Consider the following 17694-nt stretch of genomic DNA (forward strand, 5'->3'; position numbering starts at 1 on the left):
AACCGCCATACTGTCCCCGCTTGGTTTGTCTTTTTTGAGATGGTGCGGGCGGCAGAAGGACCTGCCGCCCGATTTGGCGTTATTGCTGCGCGGCGTTGAACGCATCGACGATGGCTTTGCCCTCGTCGCCTGCAGCCTCAAGCCATTCGTTGGTCATGGTGACGCCGATTTCTTTCAGCTCACCCACCATCTGGTCAGAGGCCGGGCCAACCGTCATGCCACCATCGCGCAGACCCTGCAGTGTGAAGCCGGTATATTCCTTGGCGCGCCAGTTGCCGGCATATTCGGCCAGTTCCGCACAGGCTTTGATGACGTTCTTGTTGGCGTCAGACACACCCGACCAGACGTCCGAGTTGACCATCACGTAGTTGCGCGGCAGCCAGGCGTCGACTTCGTAGAAGTAGTTCAGGCTTTCCCAGACCTTGCGGTCATAGCCAGTCGACCCGGAGGACACCATCGAGTCCGCCACGCCCGTTGCAAAGGCCTGGCTGATCTCTGCGGCTTCAATCGTCACCGGCAGCATGCCCGTCAGTTCAGCCAGACGTGAGGTGGCGTTGTTGTACGAGCGGAACTTGATGCCCTTCATATCGGCGACCGAGTTCACCTCATTCTTGAAGTACAGCCCCTGCGGCGGCCAAGGCACGGCGTAAAGCAGCGTCAGGTTTTGCTCGGCCAGCAGGCTCTCGATCGAAGGCTTGGCCGCTTCCCACAGCTTGGCGCTGTCATCGAAGGACGTGGCAAGGAAGGGGATCGAGTCGAAGCCGAACAGTGCGTTTTCGTTCTGGTGTCCGGACAACAGGCGCTCGCCAATCGGGGCCTGCCCGGTCTGGATCGCGCGTTTGATATCGGCGCCTTTGAACAGAGAGCCCGAGGGGTGGGTCACGATCTCGATCTCGCCGCCGGTTCCGGTGGTTACACATTTGGCGAATTCAGCACCCGTGGCCGAATGGAAATTCGAGGCCGAATAGGCCATCGGCATGTCCCATTTCTCGGCCATGGCGGGGGCGGCCGCAGCGGCGGTCAATGCGGTTGCCGCGAGAAGGCTGGTGAGTTTCTTCATGATAGTCTCCCTATTGTTATGCGTTGGACTGGCTTCTTGAGCCGAATTATTCATGTTGCGAACCGTGCTGGCGCGTAAACGCTGGTATCTGTGTTTGGCGTGCGTCCTGCAATCATCTGAGCCAGCAAACGGCCGGTTTTTGGGCCGCCGGTCAGGCCGATATGGTGGTGGCCAAAGCCCATATAGGCTCCGGAAATACCGGGAACCTCACCGATGATCGGGATCGAGTCCGCCGGGGCCGGTCGGTGCCCCATCCATTCTATTTCCTCCTTCCATGTCACGCCGGGCAAGGCTGCGCGGGCGTTCTTGCGCAGCAATTCAAACGGCGCACGTGAGGGCGGAGCATCTAGCCCGCCAAATTCGACAATACCCGCCAACCGTATTCGCCCATCCATCGGTGTTGCAACAAATTTACCGGAGGCCACCATGACCGGGCTGCGGGGCATGGCCGATGGTTCGACCAGTTCCAGATGGTAGCCGCGCTCGCTTTCGAGCGGGACCGAGATGCCCAGCCGTTTGGCCAAAGGCCCGGACCAGACGCCCGCGCTGACGATGGCCGTGTCGCAGGCGATGGTCTCGCCCCCCGCGCGCACGCCGGTTACCTTGCCCGCATCTCGGGTGACATCCTCGACCTCGGTGCGCAGAATGCGCCCGCCATTGGCCTCGACATGGGCTGCAAGGTCTTTCACATAGCGGCCCGGATCAGTGATGTGGCCGTGATCCGCCAGCCGTGTCGCAAATGAGATGTCGCGACTGAAGACTGGGTCATAGTCATGCAAGGCCTGCCCTTCGAGCTCATCCCAGTGAAACCCATGCTTGCGCCGGATGCCCCACCCAAAGGCGTCCCCTTCGAAATGAGCCCGGTCGCGATAGAGGAACAGATAGTCCGACGGGACCAGCCATTTCTCCGCCCCGGTCCCTTCAGCCAAGGCCTTGTGGTCGTTCAAACTGTCGCCAATGATCGGGGTCAGGGCGGCGGCGATCCGGTCTACCTCGTCGGCTTTTGCGTGGCTCAGGTAGCGGGTCAGCCAAGGCACAAGCTTGGGGAAGTAACCCCATTTCATGAACAGCGGCTCGGATGGGCTGAACAGCATGCGGGGGGCTTTGCGTAGCAGGCCCGGCACCGTCACAGGCACGATCGAGCAGGACGCTAGAACCCCACCATTGCCATGAGACGTCCCCTCGGCAGGTCCTGCTTTATCAATCAGGATTACGTCATGCCCATCCCGCTGCAGCCAGACAGCGGCCGAGACGCCGACAATCCCGGCGCCTATGATGGCAATGGTTTTCTTGTCGCTCATGCTGCCCCCGATTTCGCAACCGCATAGTGGTTGAGCTTTGCCAGATCCGGCCTCCCGCCCAGTCCGGGGGCGTCTGGCACGATGACTTGACCGTCCCGCACCTCGAAAGGGGATTCCAGGATATCTTGCGTCAGAAAATAGCTGGCCTGATAGAATTCGCAGCCTAGCGTGATCTCGGGCGTTGCCGCGATCATGTGGGTTCCGGCGAGATGGGCCAAGCCTGCTTCAAACATGTCGCCGCCATAGGCGCTCAGCCCATGGGTGGCGGCGATGCGGGCGACCGTCTGGCCCCGCGTCAGACCACCGGATTTCATGATCTTGACCGAAACACCATCGCAAATCCCCTCGCGCGCGGCGCGCTCCATGTCTTCGGGGCCAAAGACACTTTCATCGGCCAGCAGAGGGACGTCGATCATCTGCTTCAGTTGGGCCATCATGCCTAAGTGATGCGCCCGAACGGGCTGTTCGATGAAGTCGGGTTGAAACTGGGCCACGTCGCGCACCTGCGCCGGGGCGTCCTCGATGCTCAGCCCCTGATTATAGTCCACGCGGACGGCCATTTCGGGGTGGTTCCGGGCCAGATATTCAAGCCGCATGATGTCGAAGGCATGATCCTTGAACCCTGTCTTGAGTTTCACGATCCGAACGCCGTCGTCGCGCAACCGCGCCAACAGGTCGATGTCCTGTGCGAAGTCAGGATTGGCGATGGAGCAGCTCAGCGGGATCGCATCACGGCACTTGCCGCCCAGCAAGGCCCAAACCGGAAGTGAGGAGATGCGGCCAGTCAGGTCCAGTAGAGCGGCCTCCAACGCGGCCTTGGCTTCGGTACAATGGGCGACTGCATAAGCGGCCTGGGCCATGATCGCGGCCCGGTCGGACAGGCGCGCGCCTAAAACCAGCGGGCGCAGATAGCGGTCCAGCGCGGCAAACGTGGCCTCGGGCGTGCCGGTAAAAACCGACCAGGGTGAGGCCTCACCAAACCCTTGCGTGCCGTCCTCAGTGGTCAATCTGAGGATGACGACCTCGCACGCGCCTTCGACGGAGCCGATGCCGTGATCCCGACGCGATGTCACCGGCAGCGCAAGGTGCCACAGATCATAGCCAGTAATTTTCTGTTGTAGATCAGACATCCCACCTCCGGTCAGGACGCAGCCTGCCTTGACCAGAATATCATTTCAAATACTATATCTTGCTTATACTATCAGAAAAAATGATGATCTAATGTCCCTCAGATTTCGTCAGTTACAGGCTTTTCATGCGATCATGGAGACCGGGACAGTCACTGGCGCCGCGTCAGTGCTTGGCATTTCACAGCCGGGCATCAGCAACCTTCTGTCTCAGCTAGAGCGCGAGGCGCGTTTGCCCTTGTTCGAACGCACCAAAGGACGCTTGCTGCCCACACCCGAGGCCGAGCTTCTATATCGTGAGGTCGATACCGTGGTGCGCGGGCTCGATCACGTGGCGCAGGCGGTTACGGATTTGCAGAACAAACACCCGGGCCAATTGCAAGTCGCCGCCCCGCACATGTTGTCTTTCGGCTTCATGCCGCGTGAGATTGCGCGGTTCTCGCAATCCCGCCCCAATCTGTCGGTCAGCTTTCAATCGCAATATTCGTCGAAAATTCAGGAATGGGTGACGTCGGGCCTTTTCGAGATCGGCATTGTCGAGATGCCCATTCTGCACGACACCCTGAACGCGCGGGTTTTCCGGTTTGAGACGCTGGCGACATTCCCCGAAAACAGCCCTCTGGCTGCGCATGAGGTCCTGACCCCTGAACTGCTTGAACAGGAGCCGTTCATCGTGATGGGGCCGGAACATCAAACGCACCGTCGGACTCGCGAGGTGTTCCAGAAGGCCGGGTGCGATTGGCGGACCAAGATCCACACGCATTTGTCGGAAAACCTGCTCAGCTTCGTCAAGGAGGGCATGGGTGTAGCCCTAATCGACCCGTTTACCGTCTCATTCGATGGCGAGGCCGGCTATCAAACCCGGCCGTTTCAGCCGCCCGTGATGCTGGATCTTGCGGTCATCACCGCCAAAGGCCGCCCGCTCTCCGCCATCGGGCAGGCGTTTCTGGCGCAGTTAATGACCTCGATTGAGATCTTTGCCGAGGGCGCTGTACCAGACGAAAGGCAGGCGATCGGATAACGCTGTTGGCAAGTCGCATGAGGATGTGAAACTGTCGGGCGAATTCGACGCTCAGAACGCAGGAGGAGGGGCAGATGATCGCACAAGGGGGGAAATCCATCTACGGGGCGTCGGTGGGTATCTTGATGCTCGACGCGCGGTTTCCGCGCATTCCGGGCGACATGGGTAACGCAACGACCTGGCCGTTTCCGGTGTTGTATCGGATCGTGCGCGATGCCTCGCCTGACCTTGTTGTGCGGCACGGCGCCGAGGGCATGTTGAGCGCGTTTGTCGATGCAGCCCGTGACCTTGTTCGTGATGGCGCGGACGGCATCACCACGAATTGCGGTTTTCTGTCCTTGTTCCAGCAAGAATTGTCCGAGGCCGTTCCGGTTCCGGTCATGACCTCATCGCTGATGCAGGTCGAGATGGTTAATCGCATTCTGCCAGCTGGAAAGCGTGCTGGGGTCCTGACCATCTCGGCCTCGACGCTGACCGAAGACCATTTGCGGAAAGCACTGGTGCCCGAAGGAACGCCGATCGGAACGACGGAAGGAGGGCAGGAATTCACGCGCGCAATTCTAGGTAGTGAAGAGTCTCTGGATGTCGAAAAGGCGCGCGCTGACAATGTCGAGGCGGCTCTGCAGTTGCAAGAGAACCATCCTGAGCTTGGCGCAATCGTTCTGGAATGCACCAATATGTGCCCCTATGCGGCCGATATCCAAAGCGCGACGGGGTTGCCTGTTTTCTCGATTGTCAGCTTTGTGACGTGGTTCCAATCCGGTCTTTTGCCGCCAAGGTTCTGAAATCAGGATACTTCGATATGTTGGGAAAACTCAACGATAACAGAGGTTAAGGAGAAATATCTCTGCCCTCGCGTCAATTACTAAAAATTTAGTTTGACAGATGCGCGGTAAATCGCTGATGTTGGTTGCCATCCGGTTCGCGCCGGAATCCATAGTTTTTGGGAGGAAACAGATGCGGAGACATCTACTTTCCGCAGTGGCGGCGGCTGCCGTCATTGCGGGGCACGGTCCCGTTTGGGCCGACGAAGCCGCAGCACAACGTTGGATCGACGACGAATTCCAGCCATCGACTCTGTCGAAAGACGAGCAGATGGGCGAGATGAAGTGGTTCATCGAAGCTGCACAGCCTTATGCCGGCATGGAAATCAACGTTCTGTCAGAAGGCATTCCGACGCACTCGTACGAATCCGAGGTGCTGACCAAGGCGTTCGAAGAGATCACCGGGATCAAGGTCAACCACCAGATCCTCGGCGAGGGCGAAGTGGTTCAGGCCGTTCAGACTCAGCTGCAGACGGGCCGGAACCTCTATGACGGCTACGTCAATGACAGTGACCTGATCGGAACGCACTCTCGCCTGCAACTGGCCTATCCGCTGACCGACATGATGGCGGGCGACTGGGCGGCGACGACCTCGCCAACGCTGGATCTGGATGACTTCATGGGCATTCAGTTCACCACAGGTCCGGATGGCAAGCTGTATCAGCTACCCGACCAGCAGTTTGCGAACCTCTACTGGTTCCGCAAGGACTGGTTCGATGACGAGGCCAACAAGGCCGCCTTCAAAGAGAAGTATGGCTATGACCTTGGCGTTCCAGTCAATTGGTCCGCTTACGAAGACATTGCCGAATTCTTCACCAACGACGTGAAAGAGATCGACGGTGTGACAATCTACGGTCACATGGACTACGGCAAACGCGCACCTGACCTGGGTTGGCGTATGACCGACGCGTGGCTGTCGATGGCCGGTGCCGGTGACGTGGGTGAGCCAAACGGTATCCCCGTTGACGAATGGGGCATCCGCATGGAAGCGGGCACCTGTAACCCTGTCGGGGCCTCCGTCTCGCGCGGCGGTGCGGCCAACGGTCCAGCTGCGGTCTACGCGATCCGCAAGTGGGATGAGTGGCTGCGGGCATACGCTCCTCCGGGTGCGGCGTCTTATGACTTCTACCAGTCGCTGCCAGCGCTTAGCCAAGGCAACGTGGCCCAGCAGATCTTCTGGTACACCGCCTTTACCGCCGACATGGTGAAGCCGAAGTCCGAAGGCAACAACACCGTGGATGACGAAGGCACGCCGCTGTGGCGGATGGCGCCCAGCCCGCACGGCCCCTATTGGGAAGAAGGCCAGAAGGTCGGCTACCAAGACGTGGGTTCCTGGACGTTCCTTAAGTCGACCCCCGAGGATCGTGCTCAGGCGGCCTGGCTCTATGCTCAGTTCGTGACGTCGAAGACTGTTGACGTGAAGAAGTCCCATGTGGGGCTGACCTTCATCCGCGACAGCTCGGTTAACCACGAGTCGTTCACCGAACGCGCACCCAAGCTGGGTGGTCTGGTCGAGTTCTACCGCTCGCCTGACCGTGTGGCATGGTCGCCGACCGGCATCAACGTGCCGGATTATCCGAAGCTGGCCCAGATCTGGTGGCAGCAAATCGGTGACGTGAACTCGGGCGCCTTCACCCCGCAAGAGGCGATGGATCGTCTGGCCGAAGAAATGGACATCACCATGGCCCGGATGCAGGCCGCGGATGAAAGCGCCGGCGTCTACGGCGGCTGTGGTCCACGTCTGAACGAGCCGCAGGATCCTGCCTTCTGGCTGGAGAAAGAGGGCTCGCCCAAGGCCAAGCTTGAGAACGAAAAGCCGCAAGGCCAAACCGTCAACTATGACGAACTGGTTCAGCGCTGGCAGTCTCAGTAAGCGATTGAAACCGGGGGTGCCGATTGCGGCATCCCCATCCCAAGACCAAGACAGCGCATCGCGCTGCGGGATCGGAATTCACGGACATGATCGAACTTAAAGACGCGACCAAACGGGTCGGGAACGTCATCCATATCAAACCCACATCCCTGACACTGCAGACCGGCCATTTCAATGTGCTGCTGGGCGCGACGGGATCGGGCAAGACCTCTCTGATCAAGATGATGGCCGGGTTGGACCCAATTGCCTCTGGCAAGGTCTTCATGGATGGGCAGGATGTGACGAAGCTGAACACGCAGAAGCGGCAGATCAGCCTAGTCCACCAGTTCTTTGTGAACTACCCGCATATGACCGTTTTCGACAACATCGCCTCTCCCTTGCGCGTGGCTGGCATGGCGAAATCCGAAATCGAAGGCCGCGTGGAAGAGGCTGCCGATCTGCTTCAACTGCGCCCGATGCTACATCGCCGCCCGCATGAGCTGTCCGGTGGCCAGCAACAACGTACCGCCTTGGCGCGTGCGATTGCGAAAGAAAGCCGCGCCGTGTTCCTGGATGAGCCGCTTGCCAACCTCGACTACAAGCTGCGCGAAGAACTGCGTGAGCAGTTGCCGGATCTGTTTGCCGGGCGTGGCGCCGTGGTGGTCTATGCGACCTCGGAACCCGAAGAGGCGCTCTTGCTGGGTGGACATACCGCATTGATGGAAGACGGGTATGTGACGCAGTTCGGCCCGACGGCTGATATTTACCGGAATCCCGAAAATCTGGCCGCGGCACGCGTATTCTCGGACCCGCCGATCAACGTCGCCCGCATCACGGTTTCCGGCGCCCAAGCACAGCTTGCCGGAGGCGGCGGTTGGGCGGTTCAGAACATGGCCGATGGCGAATACATGGTCGCCGTGCGTCCGCATCGCGTCACCCCGATCCGGACGTCCGAGGCCGACGTGGAGCTAACAGGCCGCGTGATCGTGACCGAACTTTCGGGATCGGACTCCAGTGCACATTTCCGGCATGGCTCGGACGACTGGGTGTCTTTGGCGGCAGGGGTTCACCCCTATCAGGTCGGCGAGGATCACAGTTTCTACATGAACCCGGCGCATTGCCGGTATTTCGGCCAAGACGGCCAAAGGGTGGCCTGACATGGCACAGATCAAGCTTTCCAATTTGCGACACAGCTACATGCCCGCGCCGAAAGGCCCCGAGGACTATGCGCTGAAAGAAGTCGATGTCACGTGGCGCGACGGCGGTGCCTATGCGCTGCTGGGGCCGTCTGGCTGCGGCAAGTCCACTCTGCTGAATATCATCTCGGGGCTGCTGACACCGTCTAAGGGTCAGATTCTGTTTGACGGTCAAGATGTTACGGCCCTGCCACCCGATCAGCGCAACATTGCGCAGGTGTTCCAGTTTCCGGTGATCTACGACACGATGACCGTGGGCGAAAACCTGGCCTTTCCCCTGAAAAACCGAGGCGTCGACCCCGCCAAAATCAAGCGGCGCGTCGATGAGATCGCCGAGATGCTTGATGTTACGGATATGCTGAACACCCGCGCCAGCGGCCTCAGCCCGGACAACAAGCAGAAAATCTCGATGGGGCGCGGGCTGGTGCGCGATGATGTGAACGCGGTGATGTTTGATGAGCCGCTGACCGTGATCGACCCGCATCTGAAATGGAAGCTGCGCTCGAAGCTGAAAGAGCTGCACCAGAAAGTGCAGGCAACTATGATCTACGTGACCCACGACCAGACCGAGGCGCTGACCTTCGCGGATGAGGTGGTCGTGATGCAAGACGGCGAGGTCGTTCAGATCGGTACCCCTGTTGAGCTGTTCGAGCGCCCTCAGCACACCTTCGTTGGCCACTTTATCGGCTCCCCCGGCATGAATGTTCTGCCCTGCGAGGCCAAGGGCGACCGGGCCGTGTTTGAGGGCCATGAAGTGGTGCTAGAAGGCCCTACTCATGGCGACGGAGGACGCACCGATCTGGGTATCCGCCCGGAATATGTGGGCTTCGGCGATTCTGGCATTCCGGCGCATGTGACCAAAGTGTCCGATATCGGCCGCCACTATGTGGTCAGCGCGATGGTCGGCAATACGGCCCTCAAGGCCGTGACCGAACACTCTGTGCCTGAAACGGGTTCCCAAGTGTTCCTGCAATTCAAACCAGAACAATCCCGCGTTTACCGCGACGGCTGGATCGCAACCGAGGAGCGCAGCTGATGAGAACAGAAAACCAAAAAGCATGGTTCTTTGTCCTGCCGGTGCTGGCACTGGTCGCGTTCAACGCGCTGGTGCCGATGATGACGGTGGTCAACTACTCGGTGCAGGAAACCTTCGGCAACAACCAGTTCTTCTGGGAAGGGCTGGGCTGGTTCGAGCAAATCTTGCGTTCGGACCGCTTTCAGGCCGCGCTGGGACGGCAGTTCCTGTTCACCTTCCTAATCCTTCTAATCGAGGTGCCGTTGGGCATCATCGTCGCGCTGTCGATGCCGCGCAAAGGGTTCTGGGTGCCGGTCTGTCTGGTTCTGATGGCCCTGCCGATGCTGATCCCGTGGAACGTGGTCGGCTCCATGTGGAACATCTTCACGCTGCCCAAGATCGGCCTGCTGGGCTACTTCCTGAATGATGTTCTGGGCATCAACTATGACATGACGCAACAGCCTCTGTCGGCTTGGATCACCGTCGTTGTCATGGATGTCTGGCACTGGACTTCTCTTGTTGTGCTGCTGTGTTATGCGGGCCTCGTGTCGATCCCGGATGCCTACTATCAGGCGGCCAAGATCGACGGCGCCAGCCCATGGTCAGTGTTCCGATATATCCAACTGCCCAAGATGAAAACCGTCCTGACCATCGCCGTTCTGCTGCGCTTCATGGACAGTTTTAACATTTATACCGAGCCCTTCGTTCTGACCGGCGGTGGCCCCGGCAACTCAACCACCTTACTGTCGATCGACCTTGTGAAGATCGCACTGGGACAGTTCGACCTCGGCCCTGCCGCCGCGATGAGCCTGATCTACTTCGCTATCACGCTGCTGGTCAGCTGGGTCTTCTACACTCTGATGACAAAGGATGACGCGCAATGAAGAAGCGGTCTCTTATCCCGATCCTCTATATCGCGTTTCTGCTGCTGCCGATCTATTGGCTGGTGGCGATGTCCTTCAAGACCACGAATGAGATCCTGTCGGGCTTTTCCCTGTTCCCCCAGACCTTCACGCTGGAGAACTACACCACCATCCTCACCGATCCGACGTGGTACTGGGGCTATATCAACTCGATCATCTATGTGACGATCAACACGGTGCTGTCGGTCTGTGTGGCCTTGCCTGCGGCTTATGCGTTCTCGCGCTATCGGTTTCTGGGCGACAAGCAGCTGTTCTTCTGGCTGCTGACCAACCGGATGGCTCCGGCTGCGGTGTTCGCGCTGCCGTTCTTCCAGCTCTATTCCTCGATAGGGCTCTTTGACACCCATTTGGCCGTGGCTTTGGCGCATACGTTGTTCAACGTGCCGCTGGCGGTGTGGATTTTGGAAGGGTTCATGCGGGGTATCCCGAAAGAGCTGGACGAGACCGCCTATGTCGACGGCTATTCCTTCCCGCGCTTCTTCGTGACGATCTTCCTGCCCAACATCAAAGCGGGCGTGGGTGTGGCGGCGTTCTTCTGCTTCATGTTCTCGTGGGTCGAGATGCTGTTGGCCAAGACGCTTACGGCGGTTGAGGCCAAGCCCATTGCCGCCGTGATGACTCGTACTGCATCCAGCGCGGGGTATGAATTGGGCCTGCTGGCAGCCGCCGGAACACTGACCATCATTCCCGGCGCCATCGTCATCTGGTTTGTCCGCAACTACATCGCGCGTGGTTTCGCGATGGGACGTGTATGAGGTTCGATATGCGCAAACTTCTTATCATCCTTCCCTTCCTGCCCTCTGCGGCATCTGCCCAGCAGGCGGGTTGGGGCAGCGTCGGCCAGCAAGAGGAAAAAGGCTTTTCATGGACCGATCCGCTGTGGCCTGATTTCTGGATGGCTTGGACGCCAGCCACGCTGGCTTTGTTCGTCGGCATCTTTTCGGCCATTGCGCTGATCGGCGTGCTGGAAGGGTTCAAATTCCGCGATGGCATTGAACGCAAGGGCGTGCTGGGTCTGACCACAACGCTGGGCGACCGCCTGTTCATCACGCTGCTTGGCTCGGCCTATATCTTTCTGGCCTGGCTCGGTTTCGTGGGTCAACCGGTCTGGACACCGCTGTTTCTGTCCATCGGCTGGGGTTTCTTCGTTTTCTGGAAAGTTTAGGCTTTGACAAAACACGAAAGGATGCTTGTCTGACAGGCACACCAATCATGACGACACCAAGAGCAATGCGTAAGAAAAAGACGACAAATCTGCTGACCGAGGTTGAACTGGAGTTCATGAACGAGCTTTGGGCCCTAGGGGAAGGCTCGGTGCGTGATGTATTGGACCGCCTGCCACCGGAACGGAATCTGGCCTATACTTCAGGTGCAACGATCCTGCGTATTCTCGACGAAAAAGGTTTTGTCGAAAGCCGCAAGGACGGAAAGACCCTGATCTACAGCCCGCTTCTGGACAAGGATCGGTACCAGGCCCGCTCGCTTCAGAATCTCTCGCGGACGTTGTTTGACAACACACCAGCCTCGCTGGTTGCGCGCTTGGTCGATGATGCGGGTCTGAGCGAGGCGGATCTTGAGGATATTCGGGCATTGGTAGAAAGGAGACTGCAAAATGACAGCGGTTAAGCCGGTTCTCGATGCCTATCTCGAACTGAATTTTGTTCTGATCCTATCGGTCGTGTTGTGGTTCGCAGCTCGATTTGTTCTGTCGCGAACCTCGATGCGACTGTCCTTTTCCGATCAGTTTCGCCTGCTCAGGGCGCTGGTGCTTTGCCTTATGCTCAGCCCGGTGCTGGCCTTTGGGGTGGCGCATCTGTTCGAACTTATCTGGCCCGGTCAGCCGATGGCCATCGGCGACGTGGCCGTTGCGGCCTATCTGAGGGGTGAGATCGCGCTGCCTGCAACCCAGTTTGAGACGCTGCTGAACACGCGCCAGCGCTGGGTCGAGGCCGCTTTGGATGGTAGCTCCGTCTGGGCCATTGCTGCACTCGCGGCCTTGGCATTGGTCTCGGCCATGCTGGTTCTCCGCGTGATCTGGGCGGCGCTGCAAATTCGTCAGACGGTACTGGACAGTTTCCTGTGGAAACGTTCGGCCAAGGTGGATGTCCGTCTGTCGGATCACATCAAAGTTCCCTTTGCCGTGCGGGGCCTGCGCCGTCGCCACGTAATCCTTCCCAGCAACCTGCTGAACGATCGCCACGAATTGCGGTTCGCGATTGCGCATGAGTTCCAGCATGTGCGCAGCGGCGACGTCGAATGGGAGTTGGTGCTGGAGTTTCTGCGCCCACTGTTCTTCTGGAATCCGGCCTATCACATCCTGCGCTATCAGTTTGAGCGGCTGCGCGAGCTTGGTTGCGATCAGGCCATTGTCGCCAGACGCAGGCTGGATACGGTGGATTATGCCAAATGCCTGTTGGACTATTGCGCCCGCACTGTCTCGCGCGAGCGTCCACAGGTCCTGAATGTTGCGCTGGTCAATGGGAACAAGGCGAAGCGGGTTCTGCGACAGCGTGTGATCGCTTTGGCAGACGGACCCAAAGGGGGTCATCCGCTGCATGCGATGGTTCTGTCTTTCAGCCTGATCTTTGCGATTGTGTTGGCCTGGGGCTCGGCCAGTTTGCGCGAGACCGACGGGTGGAGCCAAGACCGGCTTATGCTTTCGACCGTTGTCAACCTTGAGCGGCTGGAACGTCGCAACAGCGGTAATTGAAAAGCGTCGTCTCGGTCAGACCGAGACGCCTTGAAGGACTTGATCCCGTGACACATCCTGCTTGCGGCCTTCCAGCAAGATTTCTCCCCGACGCAGGACGACAAACCGGTCGGCGAGGTCGTAGGCAAAGTCGAAATACTGCTCGACCAGAAGGATCGCCATCTGGCCCTGATCGCGCAGGTGGCGGATCACTTCGCCAATCTGCTGGATGATGTTGGGTTGAATGCCCTCGGTAGGTTCATCCAGCAGCAAGAGCCGGGGTTTTGTGATCAGCGCCCGGGCAATCGCCAGCTGTTGTTGCTGGCCGCCGGATAGATCTCCACCGCGCCGATGCTGCATCTGGGCCAGAACCGGGAACAAATCAAAGATCTCATCCGGCACGAAATGTTCAGCTGCGGGAAGGCAGGCGAACCCGGTTTCGAGGTTCTCGCGCACTGTTAGCAGCGGAAAGATTTCGCGCCCTTGCGGGACATAAGCGACACCTTTCCAGGCCATCTGATGCGCAGGCAGCGGGCCAAGGTCTTCTCCGTCCAGTGTCAGCGACCCGCCAGAGCGGGGATGGGTGCCCGAGATTGCCTTGATGAGGCTGGTCTTGCCGACCCCATTGGTGCCCATCACGCAGGTCACCTCACCCCTCTCGGCCTCCATCGAGATACCGTTGAGGATTTGTGAATGGCCGTAATGTAGGGTCAGATCGTTCAGTTTCAGCATCGGTCAGCGCCCCAGATAGACGTCGATGACGTCCTGATTTGATGTCACGTGGTCCAGAGACCCCTCGGCCAGAACCGAGCCTTCGTGTAGGACGGTGACCTTGCAGTTCAGGCGGCGGACAAACTCCATATCATGTTCGACGACCACAACGGCGCGGGTCTTGGCGGCTTGAACCAGCAGATCAGTTGTGTGTTCGCGCTCCTGCGGGGTCATCCCGGCGGCAGGCTCATCAACCAGCAGAAGGCGTGGTTCCTGTGCCAGCAACATCCCGATCTCGAGCCATTGTTTTTGCCCGTGGCTGAGTTCACCGGATTTACGGTCAAGTTCGTCCTTCAGGCCGATCTCATCCGCCAGTTCCTTGACCTTTCCCAGGTCGCTGTTCGTGGGGCGATAGAATAGGACGCCCAGCCAACCGCGTTTGTTCTTGAGGGCCATCAGCAGGTTTTCTCTAACGCTTTGGTCCTCAAACACGGTAGGTTTCTGGAATTTCCGGCCGACACCGGCCTGCGCGATTTTCGCCTCGCTCATCCGCAGCAATGAGACGGATTTCTCGCCCCAGATCACGCGGCCTTCGTCTGGCCGCGTCTTGCCTGTGACGATATCCATGAAGGTCGTTTTTCCGGCCCCGTTCGGGCCAATCACTGCGCGCAGTTCGGCCTCGCCGATCTGGAAGGAGAGATTGTTGATGGCACGGAACCCGTCGAAGGTAACCGAAACGCCGCTAACCTCTAACAGAGTGCTCATTCCGTTGCCTCCTTTTCGCGTAGGGCGCTGTCGTCAGGCCCAAGTGGCGCACCGTGGCGCTGCGGCGCACGGCGGTTGGTCCAGAGGTCGAACAGGCCACCGATACCCTTTGGTGCGAACAGAGTTACCAGTACGAAGGAGACGCCCAGCAACACTTGCCACCAGTCGACCCATTTGATCGTGTAGAACCCCAGCGGGATATCCGGGGCCTGTCCGCCGGTGAACCATGTGCTGAGCAGGCTGACGAAAGCCGCCCCGATGACTGCGCCGTACAGGCGGCCCCGCCCACCGATGGCAACCCAGACGGCCAGATAGATCGAAGCAATGGGGGCCATTTCCTCGGGGTTGATGATCCCGGCCTGCGGGTAGTAGAGCGCCCCCGCGATGGCTGCGATACAGGCAGTCAGGGTGAAGACAGCCAGTTTGTAAACCTCGACAGAATAGCCAAGGAACCGCACCCGCGCCTCGTTATCACGGATGCCGCGGATGACCGAGCCGAACTTGCCCGATACAACCCACGCGGCCAGCATGTAGCCCAAGCCAAGCGCAAGCGCAGAGGCCCAAAGGAACCAGACCGACACCACGTCCTGCGAGGCGGTGATACCGGGCAGGTTCTGCAAGCCAGACAGGCCGTTATTGCCGCGCAATCCGCTGTCGTTCTGGAACAGGTACAGTGCAAGCGCCAGCGTCATAGCTTGGGTCAGGATCGAGAGGTAGACGCCCGTCACCCGGCTGCGGAAGGCCAGCCAGCCGAAGATCAGCGCCAAAAGTCCGGGCACCAAAACGACCAGTATCAGTTGCAAGGTCAGGCTATGGGAAAAGGCCCAGATCAGCGGAAAGTCCGATGAACCAACCACGCCAAAAATCTGTGTCCCGATGGCGTCCACGACCTCGGACGGGGTAGGGGGGATTTCGGCTTGCGACAGAGACTCGACCACGATCAGACGGGTCCGTTCGTACATCAGCCACATGCCGATCATGTAGCCTCCTAGCCCGAAGAAGGCGAAATGGCCCAGCGAGAGGATGCCGGTGAAGCCCCAAACCAAATCCATCGCCACGGCAATCAGGCACAGGCACAGGGTCTTGCCCAGCGTCTTGACGAAACTGGTTGAGATCACTCCGATCCCAAACCCTTCGGACAGGACGGTCACGCCTAAGGTAAACAGGGACAGGATGGCCAGAAAGACCAGGACCGAGGGGTTCTTGGCGACAAAGCTACGTTCCATGGCTCAATCCCCCGCCGCGCGGCCTTTGAGGGCGATGATGCCCCTTGGCCGGAACTGGATGAAAATGATGATGAAGATGATCATGTAGGTTTGTGCCGCGAGGGTGTTGGACGGGTTCATCCACTCGATGCCCTTTTGCAGGAAGCCGATCATGCCTGCGCCCGCGAGCGCACCCCAGATATTGCCGACACCACCCACAACCACGGTCATGAAGCTTTGCACGATATAGTCGCTGCCCAGATCCGAGGTGACCTTGGCGAACAGACCAATCGCAACTCCTGCGATCCCTGCGATGCCGGAGCCAAGACCGAAAGTCAGCATGTTCACCCGCCCCGGATTGATTCCCATCGACCCCGCCATGCGCGGGTTCTGTGTCACCCCGCGCATCTCAAGCCCCAGTCGAGTGCGCATCATGATGTAGAGAAAAAGTCCCAGAAAGATCATCGCCAGCACGAAGATCGCGATGCGGATATAGCTGATCGATACCACATCGTTTAGCACCCACGCCCCGTCCAGCCAGCCGGGCGCGGTCAGCGGTCGGGCCTGCGTACCAAAGATGTTCTTGGCCAGCTGTTGGAGGGCAATCGAGATGCCGAACGTCGCCAGCAGCGTCTCCAACGGGCGCGAATAGAGCCAGCGGATCACCAACCGCTCCATCGCGACGCCCATGGCGAAGGTGACCGCGAAGGCCATCGGGATGGCAACGATGATTGAGAGCGTATGGTCGGGGATGAACTGCTGTACGACGTAGCCGGTGTAGGCGCCCATCATGATGAACTCACCGTGGGCCATGTTGATCACACCCATCACGCCAAAGGTGATAGCCAGACCGATGGCCGCAAGGAAATAGATTGACGCCAATGAGATCGCGTCCAGCGTCAGGTCGAGGGTCTGGTTTAGGCCAACCTTAAGCTCGATTTGTTCCAGCGCCTTTTCGGCGGCGGCTGTGACTTCGGGTGAGGGTTCGGCATAGGTCTCAAAGAAGACATGCGTTTCCAACGCAGAATTGATGTTGGCCTCGGTGATCAAAGCAGGCACGAGGCCGGCTTCCGCTAGAACAGCGTAAGCCTGAGCACGCGTGGTGTCAGAGTTCAGTTGCGCGACAGGAATGCCCCCAACGCGGCCGCCGTCGATATTGGCGGCCAGTGCGGCGCGTATGTCATCGGGCGACGTGCGCGGTGCGGCTAGGTCATTGGCGACCAACATGTCATATGCCTCATCCCGCGACAGGGCTTCTGATCCGGGGTCTAGAATTGTGGCGGTATTCGCGTCAGCAGGTAGATCAGTGCCCGTCTGTCGCTTCGTCACGACCAGAGGATTCAGTGCCGCGCGGACGTCCACCCCCAGATCGTCGGACATGTCTTCAATCGCAGCAACACGTGCTGCGGTATCCTCGTCATACCCGATGGTCAGCAACCGCTCGAGACGTTGCTTCTGCGCTTTCAGATCGGCATCGGGTTCGTCCTCAATCGAGGCGCGCAGCGGCTCCAGCAGAGCGCCTTCGGGATCGCGTTGGATAGATGTCAAAGCGGCCAGACGTTTTGCCCGGTCCGGGTCGGTCAGTTGGAACTGGACCAAAGCCGTCCCGATCATCGCGCGGATGCCGCTATTGGGTTTTAACTGTTTCAGGTCGGATTTCTCGAACGTTCCAACGACCTCTCCGGTGTCGAAATCGGTCAGCTCATACGAACGGCCCTCGGCCTTTTTACCCGAAAAGAACAGGCCGTCCGACTTGCGCATCCACACGTCTTTGGCGGCCCATGTCTCAAGCATCACCTGCGCTTGCGGTAGACCGCTGCTGGCAATCGCATCAATCGCCGGTTTGATCGTCTTGCGCGAGCTTTTGGCGATGATTTCCTGATGCTCTTGCAGGATCGGTTGCAAACCGCTCTCTTGCGCATTGGCCGTTAGGCAGGCGCACAGGATTGCGAGACCCGCAAGGAATAGTCGTAACATGTGGTGAAACCCGAGGTGTCTTTAGGGC

At 59.1% G+C, this 17694-nt stretch carries 17 protein-coding genes; 10 read left to right on the forward strand and 7 right to left on the reverse strand.

Annotation, left to right across the window (positions count from 1 at the left end; translation table 11 throughout):
- Nucleotides 1–79: 79 nt before the first annotated feature.
- Genes ACR0KL_RS11125 through ACR0KL_RS11135 form a run of 3 tightly spaced genes read right to left on the reverse strand, consistent with a single transcriptional unit; the run spans nucleotide 80 to nucleotide 3491 of the window.
- The gene (locus tag ACR0KL_RS11125; RefSeq protein ID WP_170378565.1) at nucleotides 80–1060 is read right to left on the reverse strand and encodes a TRAP transporter substrate-binding protein; all 981 of its coding nucleotides are present in this window, start codon (nucleotides 1058–1060) and stop codon (nucleotides 80–82) included.
- 50 nt (nucleotides 1061–1110) lie between these two features.
- Nucleotides 1111–2361 (reverse strand): NAD(P)/FAD-dependent oxidoreductase, encoded by a 1251-nt coding sequence (locus ACR0KL_RS11130; protein WP_170643265.1) that lies wholly within the window; start codon nucleotides 2359–2361, stop codon nucleotides 1111–1113.
- Nucleotides 2358–3491: an enolase C-terminal domain-like protein gene (locus ACR0KL_RS11135; protein ID WP_480777029.1), complete on the reverse strand. Its 1134-nt coding sequence runs from the start codon at nucleotides 3489–3491 to the stop codon at nucleotides 2358–2360. Before ACR0KL_RS11135 ends, ACR0KL_RS11130 begins: the two co-directional genes overlap by 4 nt.
- Before the next feature lie 91 nt (nucleotides 3492–3582).
- Between ACR0KL_RS11135 and ACR0KL_RS11140 the strand changes: the two genes are divergently transcribed.
- From ACR0KL_RS11140 to ACR0KL_RS11185, 10 genes are all read left to right on the forward strand, one after another.
- The gene (locus ACR0KL_RS11140; RefSeq protein ID WP_170675891.1) at nucleotides 3583–4509 is read left to right on the forward strand and encodes a LysR family transcriptional regulator; all 927 of its coding nucleotides are present in this window, start codon (nucleotides 3583–3585) and stop codon (nucleotides 4507–4509) included.
- A 74-nt stretch (nucleotides 4510–4583) separates the two neighbouring features.
- A complete protein-coding gene (locus ACR0KL_RS11145) occupies nucleotides 4584–5294 on the forward strand; it encodes an aspartate/glutamate racemase family protein (RefSeq protein ID WP_170675890.1) in 711 nt (236 codons plus the stop codon).
- Nucleotides 5295–5466: 172 nt separating this feature from the next.
- Entirely contained in the window at nucleotides 5467–7206 is a 1740-nt protein-coding gene (locus ACR0KL_RS11150; protein WP_170378557.1) for an ABC transporter substrate-binding protein, read from the forward strand.
- Nucleotides 7207–7292: 86 nt separating this feature from the next.
- Nucleotides 7293–8342 (forward strand): ABC transporter ATP-binding protein, encoded by a 1050-nt coding sequence (locus ACR0KL_RS11155; RefSeq protein WP_170461603.1) that lies wholly within the window; start codon nucleotides 7293–7295, stop codon nucleotides 8340–8342.
- 1 nt (nucleotide 8343) lies between these two features.
- Nucleotides 8344–9417 carry an ABC transporter ATP-binding protein gene (locus tag ACR0KL_RS11160; protein ID WP_480777030.1) on the forward strand — a complete coding sequence of 358 codons (1074 nt, stop codon included), beginning with the start codon at nucleotides 8344–8346 and terminating at the stop codon, nucleotides 9415–9417.
- Entirely contained in the window at nucleotides 9417–10280 is an 864-nt protein-coding gene (locus ACR0KL_RS11165) for a carbohydrate ABC transporter permease (RefSeq protein ID WP_085807799.1), read from the forward strand. Before ACR0KL_RS11160 ends, ACR0KL_RS11165 begins: the two co-directional genes overlap by 1 nt.
- A complete protein-coding gene (locus ACR0KL_RS11170; protein ID WP_480777031.1) occupies nucleotides 10277–11074 on the forward strand; it encodes a carbohydrate ABC transporter permease in 798 nt (265 codons plus the stop codon). The genes ACR0KL_RS11165 and ACR0KL_RS11170 overlap by 4 nt, the downstream gene beginning before the upstream one ends.
- Nucleotides 11075–11082: 8 nt before the next feature.
- Nucleotides 11083–11484: a DUF2160 domain-containing protein gene (locus ACR0KL_RS11175; RefSeq protein WP_480777032.1), complete on the forward strand. Its 402-nt coding sequence runs from the start codon at nucleotides 11083–11085 to the stop codon at nucleotides 11482–11484.
- 65 nt (nucleotides 11485–11549) lie between these two features.
- A complete protein-coding gene (locus ACR0KL_RS11180; RefSeq protein WP_170378547.1) occupies nucleotides 11550–11945 on the forward strand; it encodes a BlaI/MecI/CopY family transcriptional regulator in 396 nt (131 codons plus the stop codon).
- Nucleotides 11932–13029 carry a M56 family metallopeptidase gene (locus tag ACR0KL_RS11185; protein ID WP_480777033.1) on the forward strand — a complete coding sequence of 366 codons (1098 nt, stop codon included), beginning with the start codon at nucleotides 11932–11934 and terminating at the stop codon, nucleotides 13027–13029. The genes ACR0KL_RS11180 and ACR0KL_RS11185 overlap by 14 nt, the downstream gene beginning before the upstream one ends.
- A 15-nt stretch (nucleotides 13030–13044) precedes the next feature.
- On the opposite strand, the gene urtE is transcribed toward ACR0KL_RS11185, so the two are convergent.
- The 4 genes from urtE to urtB are packed head-to-tail and all read right to left on the reverse strand — an operon-like array spanning nucleotide 13045 to nucleotide 17666.
- Nucleotides 13045–13740: an urea ABC transporter ATP-binding subunit UrtE gene (gene urtE / locus ACR0KL_RS11190; RefSeq protein ID WP_170643272.1), complete on the reverse strand. Its 696-nt coding sequence runs from the start codon at nucleotides 13738–13740 to the stop codon at nucleotides 13045–13047.
- A 3-nt stretch (nucleotides 13741–13743) separates the two neighbouring features.
- Complete coding sequence (gene urtD, locus ACR0KL_RS11195) at nucleotides 13744–14484, reverse strand: urea ABC transporter ATP-binding protein UrtD (RefSeq protein ID WP_170675887.1); 741 nt, start codon at nucleotides 14482–14484, stop codon at nucleotides 13744–13746.
- The gene (gene urtC / locus ACR0KL_RS11200) at nucleotides 14481–15710 is read right to left on the reverse strand and encodes an urea ABC transporter permease subunit UrtC (RefSeq protein ID WP_170675886.1); all 1230 of its coding nucleotides are present in this window, start codon (nucleotides 15708–15710) and stop codon (nucleotides 14481–14483) included. The genes urtD and urtC overlap by 4 nt, the downstream gene beginning before the upstream one ends.
- 3 nt (nucleotides 15711–15713) lie before the next feature.
- Nucleotides 15714–17666: an urea ABC transporter permease subunit UrtB gene (gene urtB, locus ACR0KL_RS11205; RefSeq protein ID WP_170675885.1), complete on the reverse strand. Its 1953-nt coding sequence runs from the start codon at nucleotides 17664–17666 to the stop codon at nucleotides 15714–15716.
- Between the last annotated feature and the right edge of the window lie 28 nt (nucleotides 17667–17694).

The sequence above is a fragment of the Ruegeria sp. C8 genome, assembly GCF_056537565.1.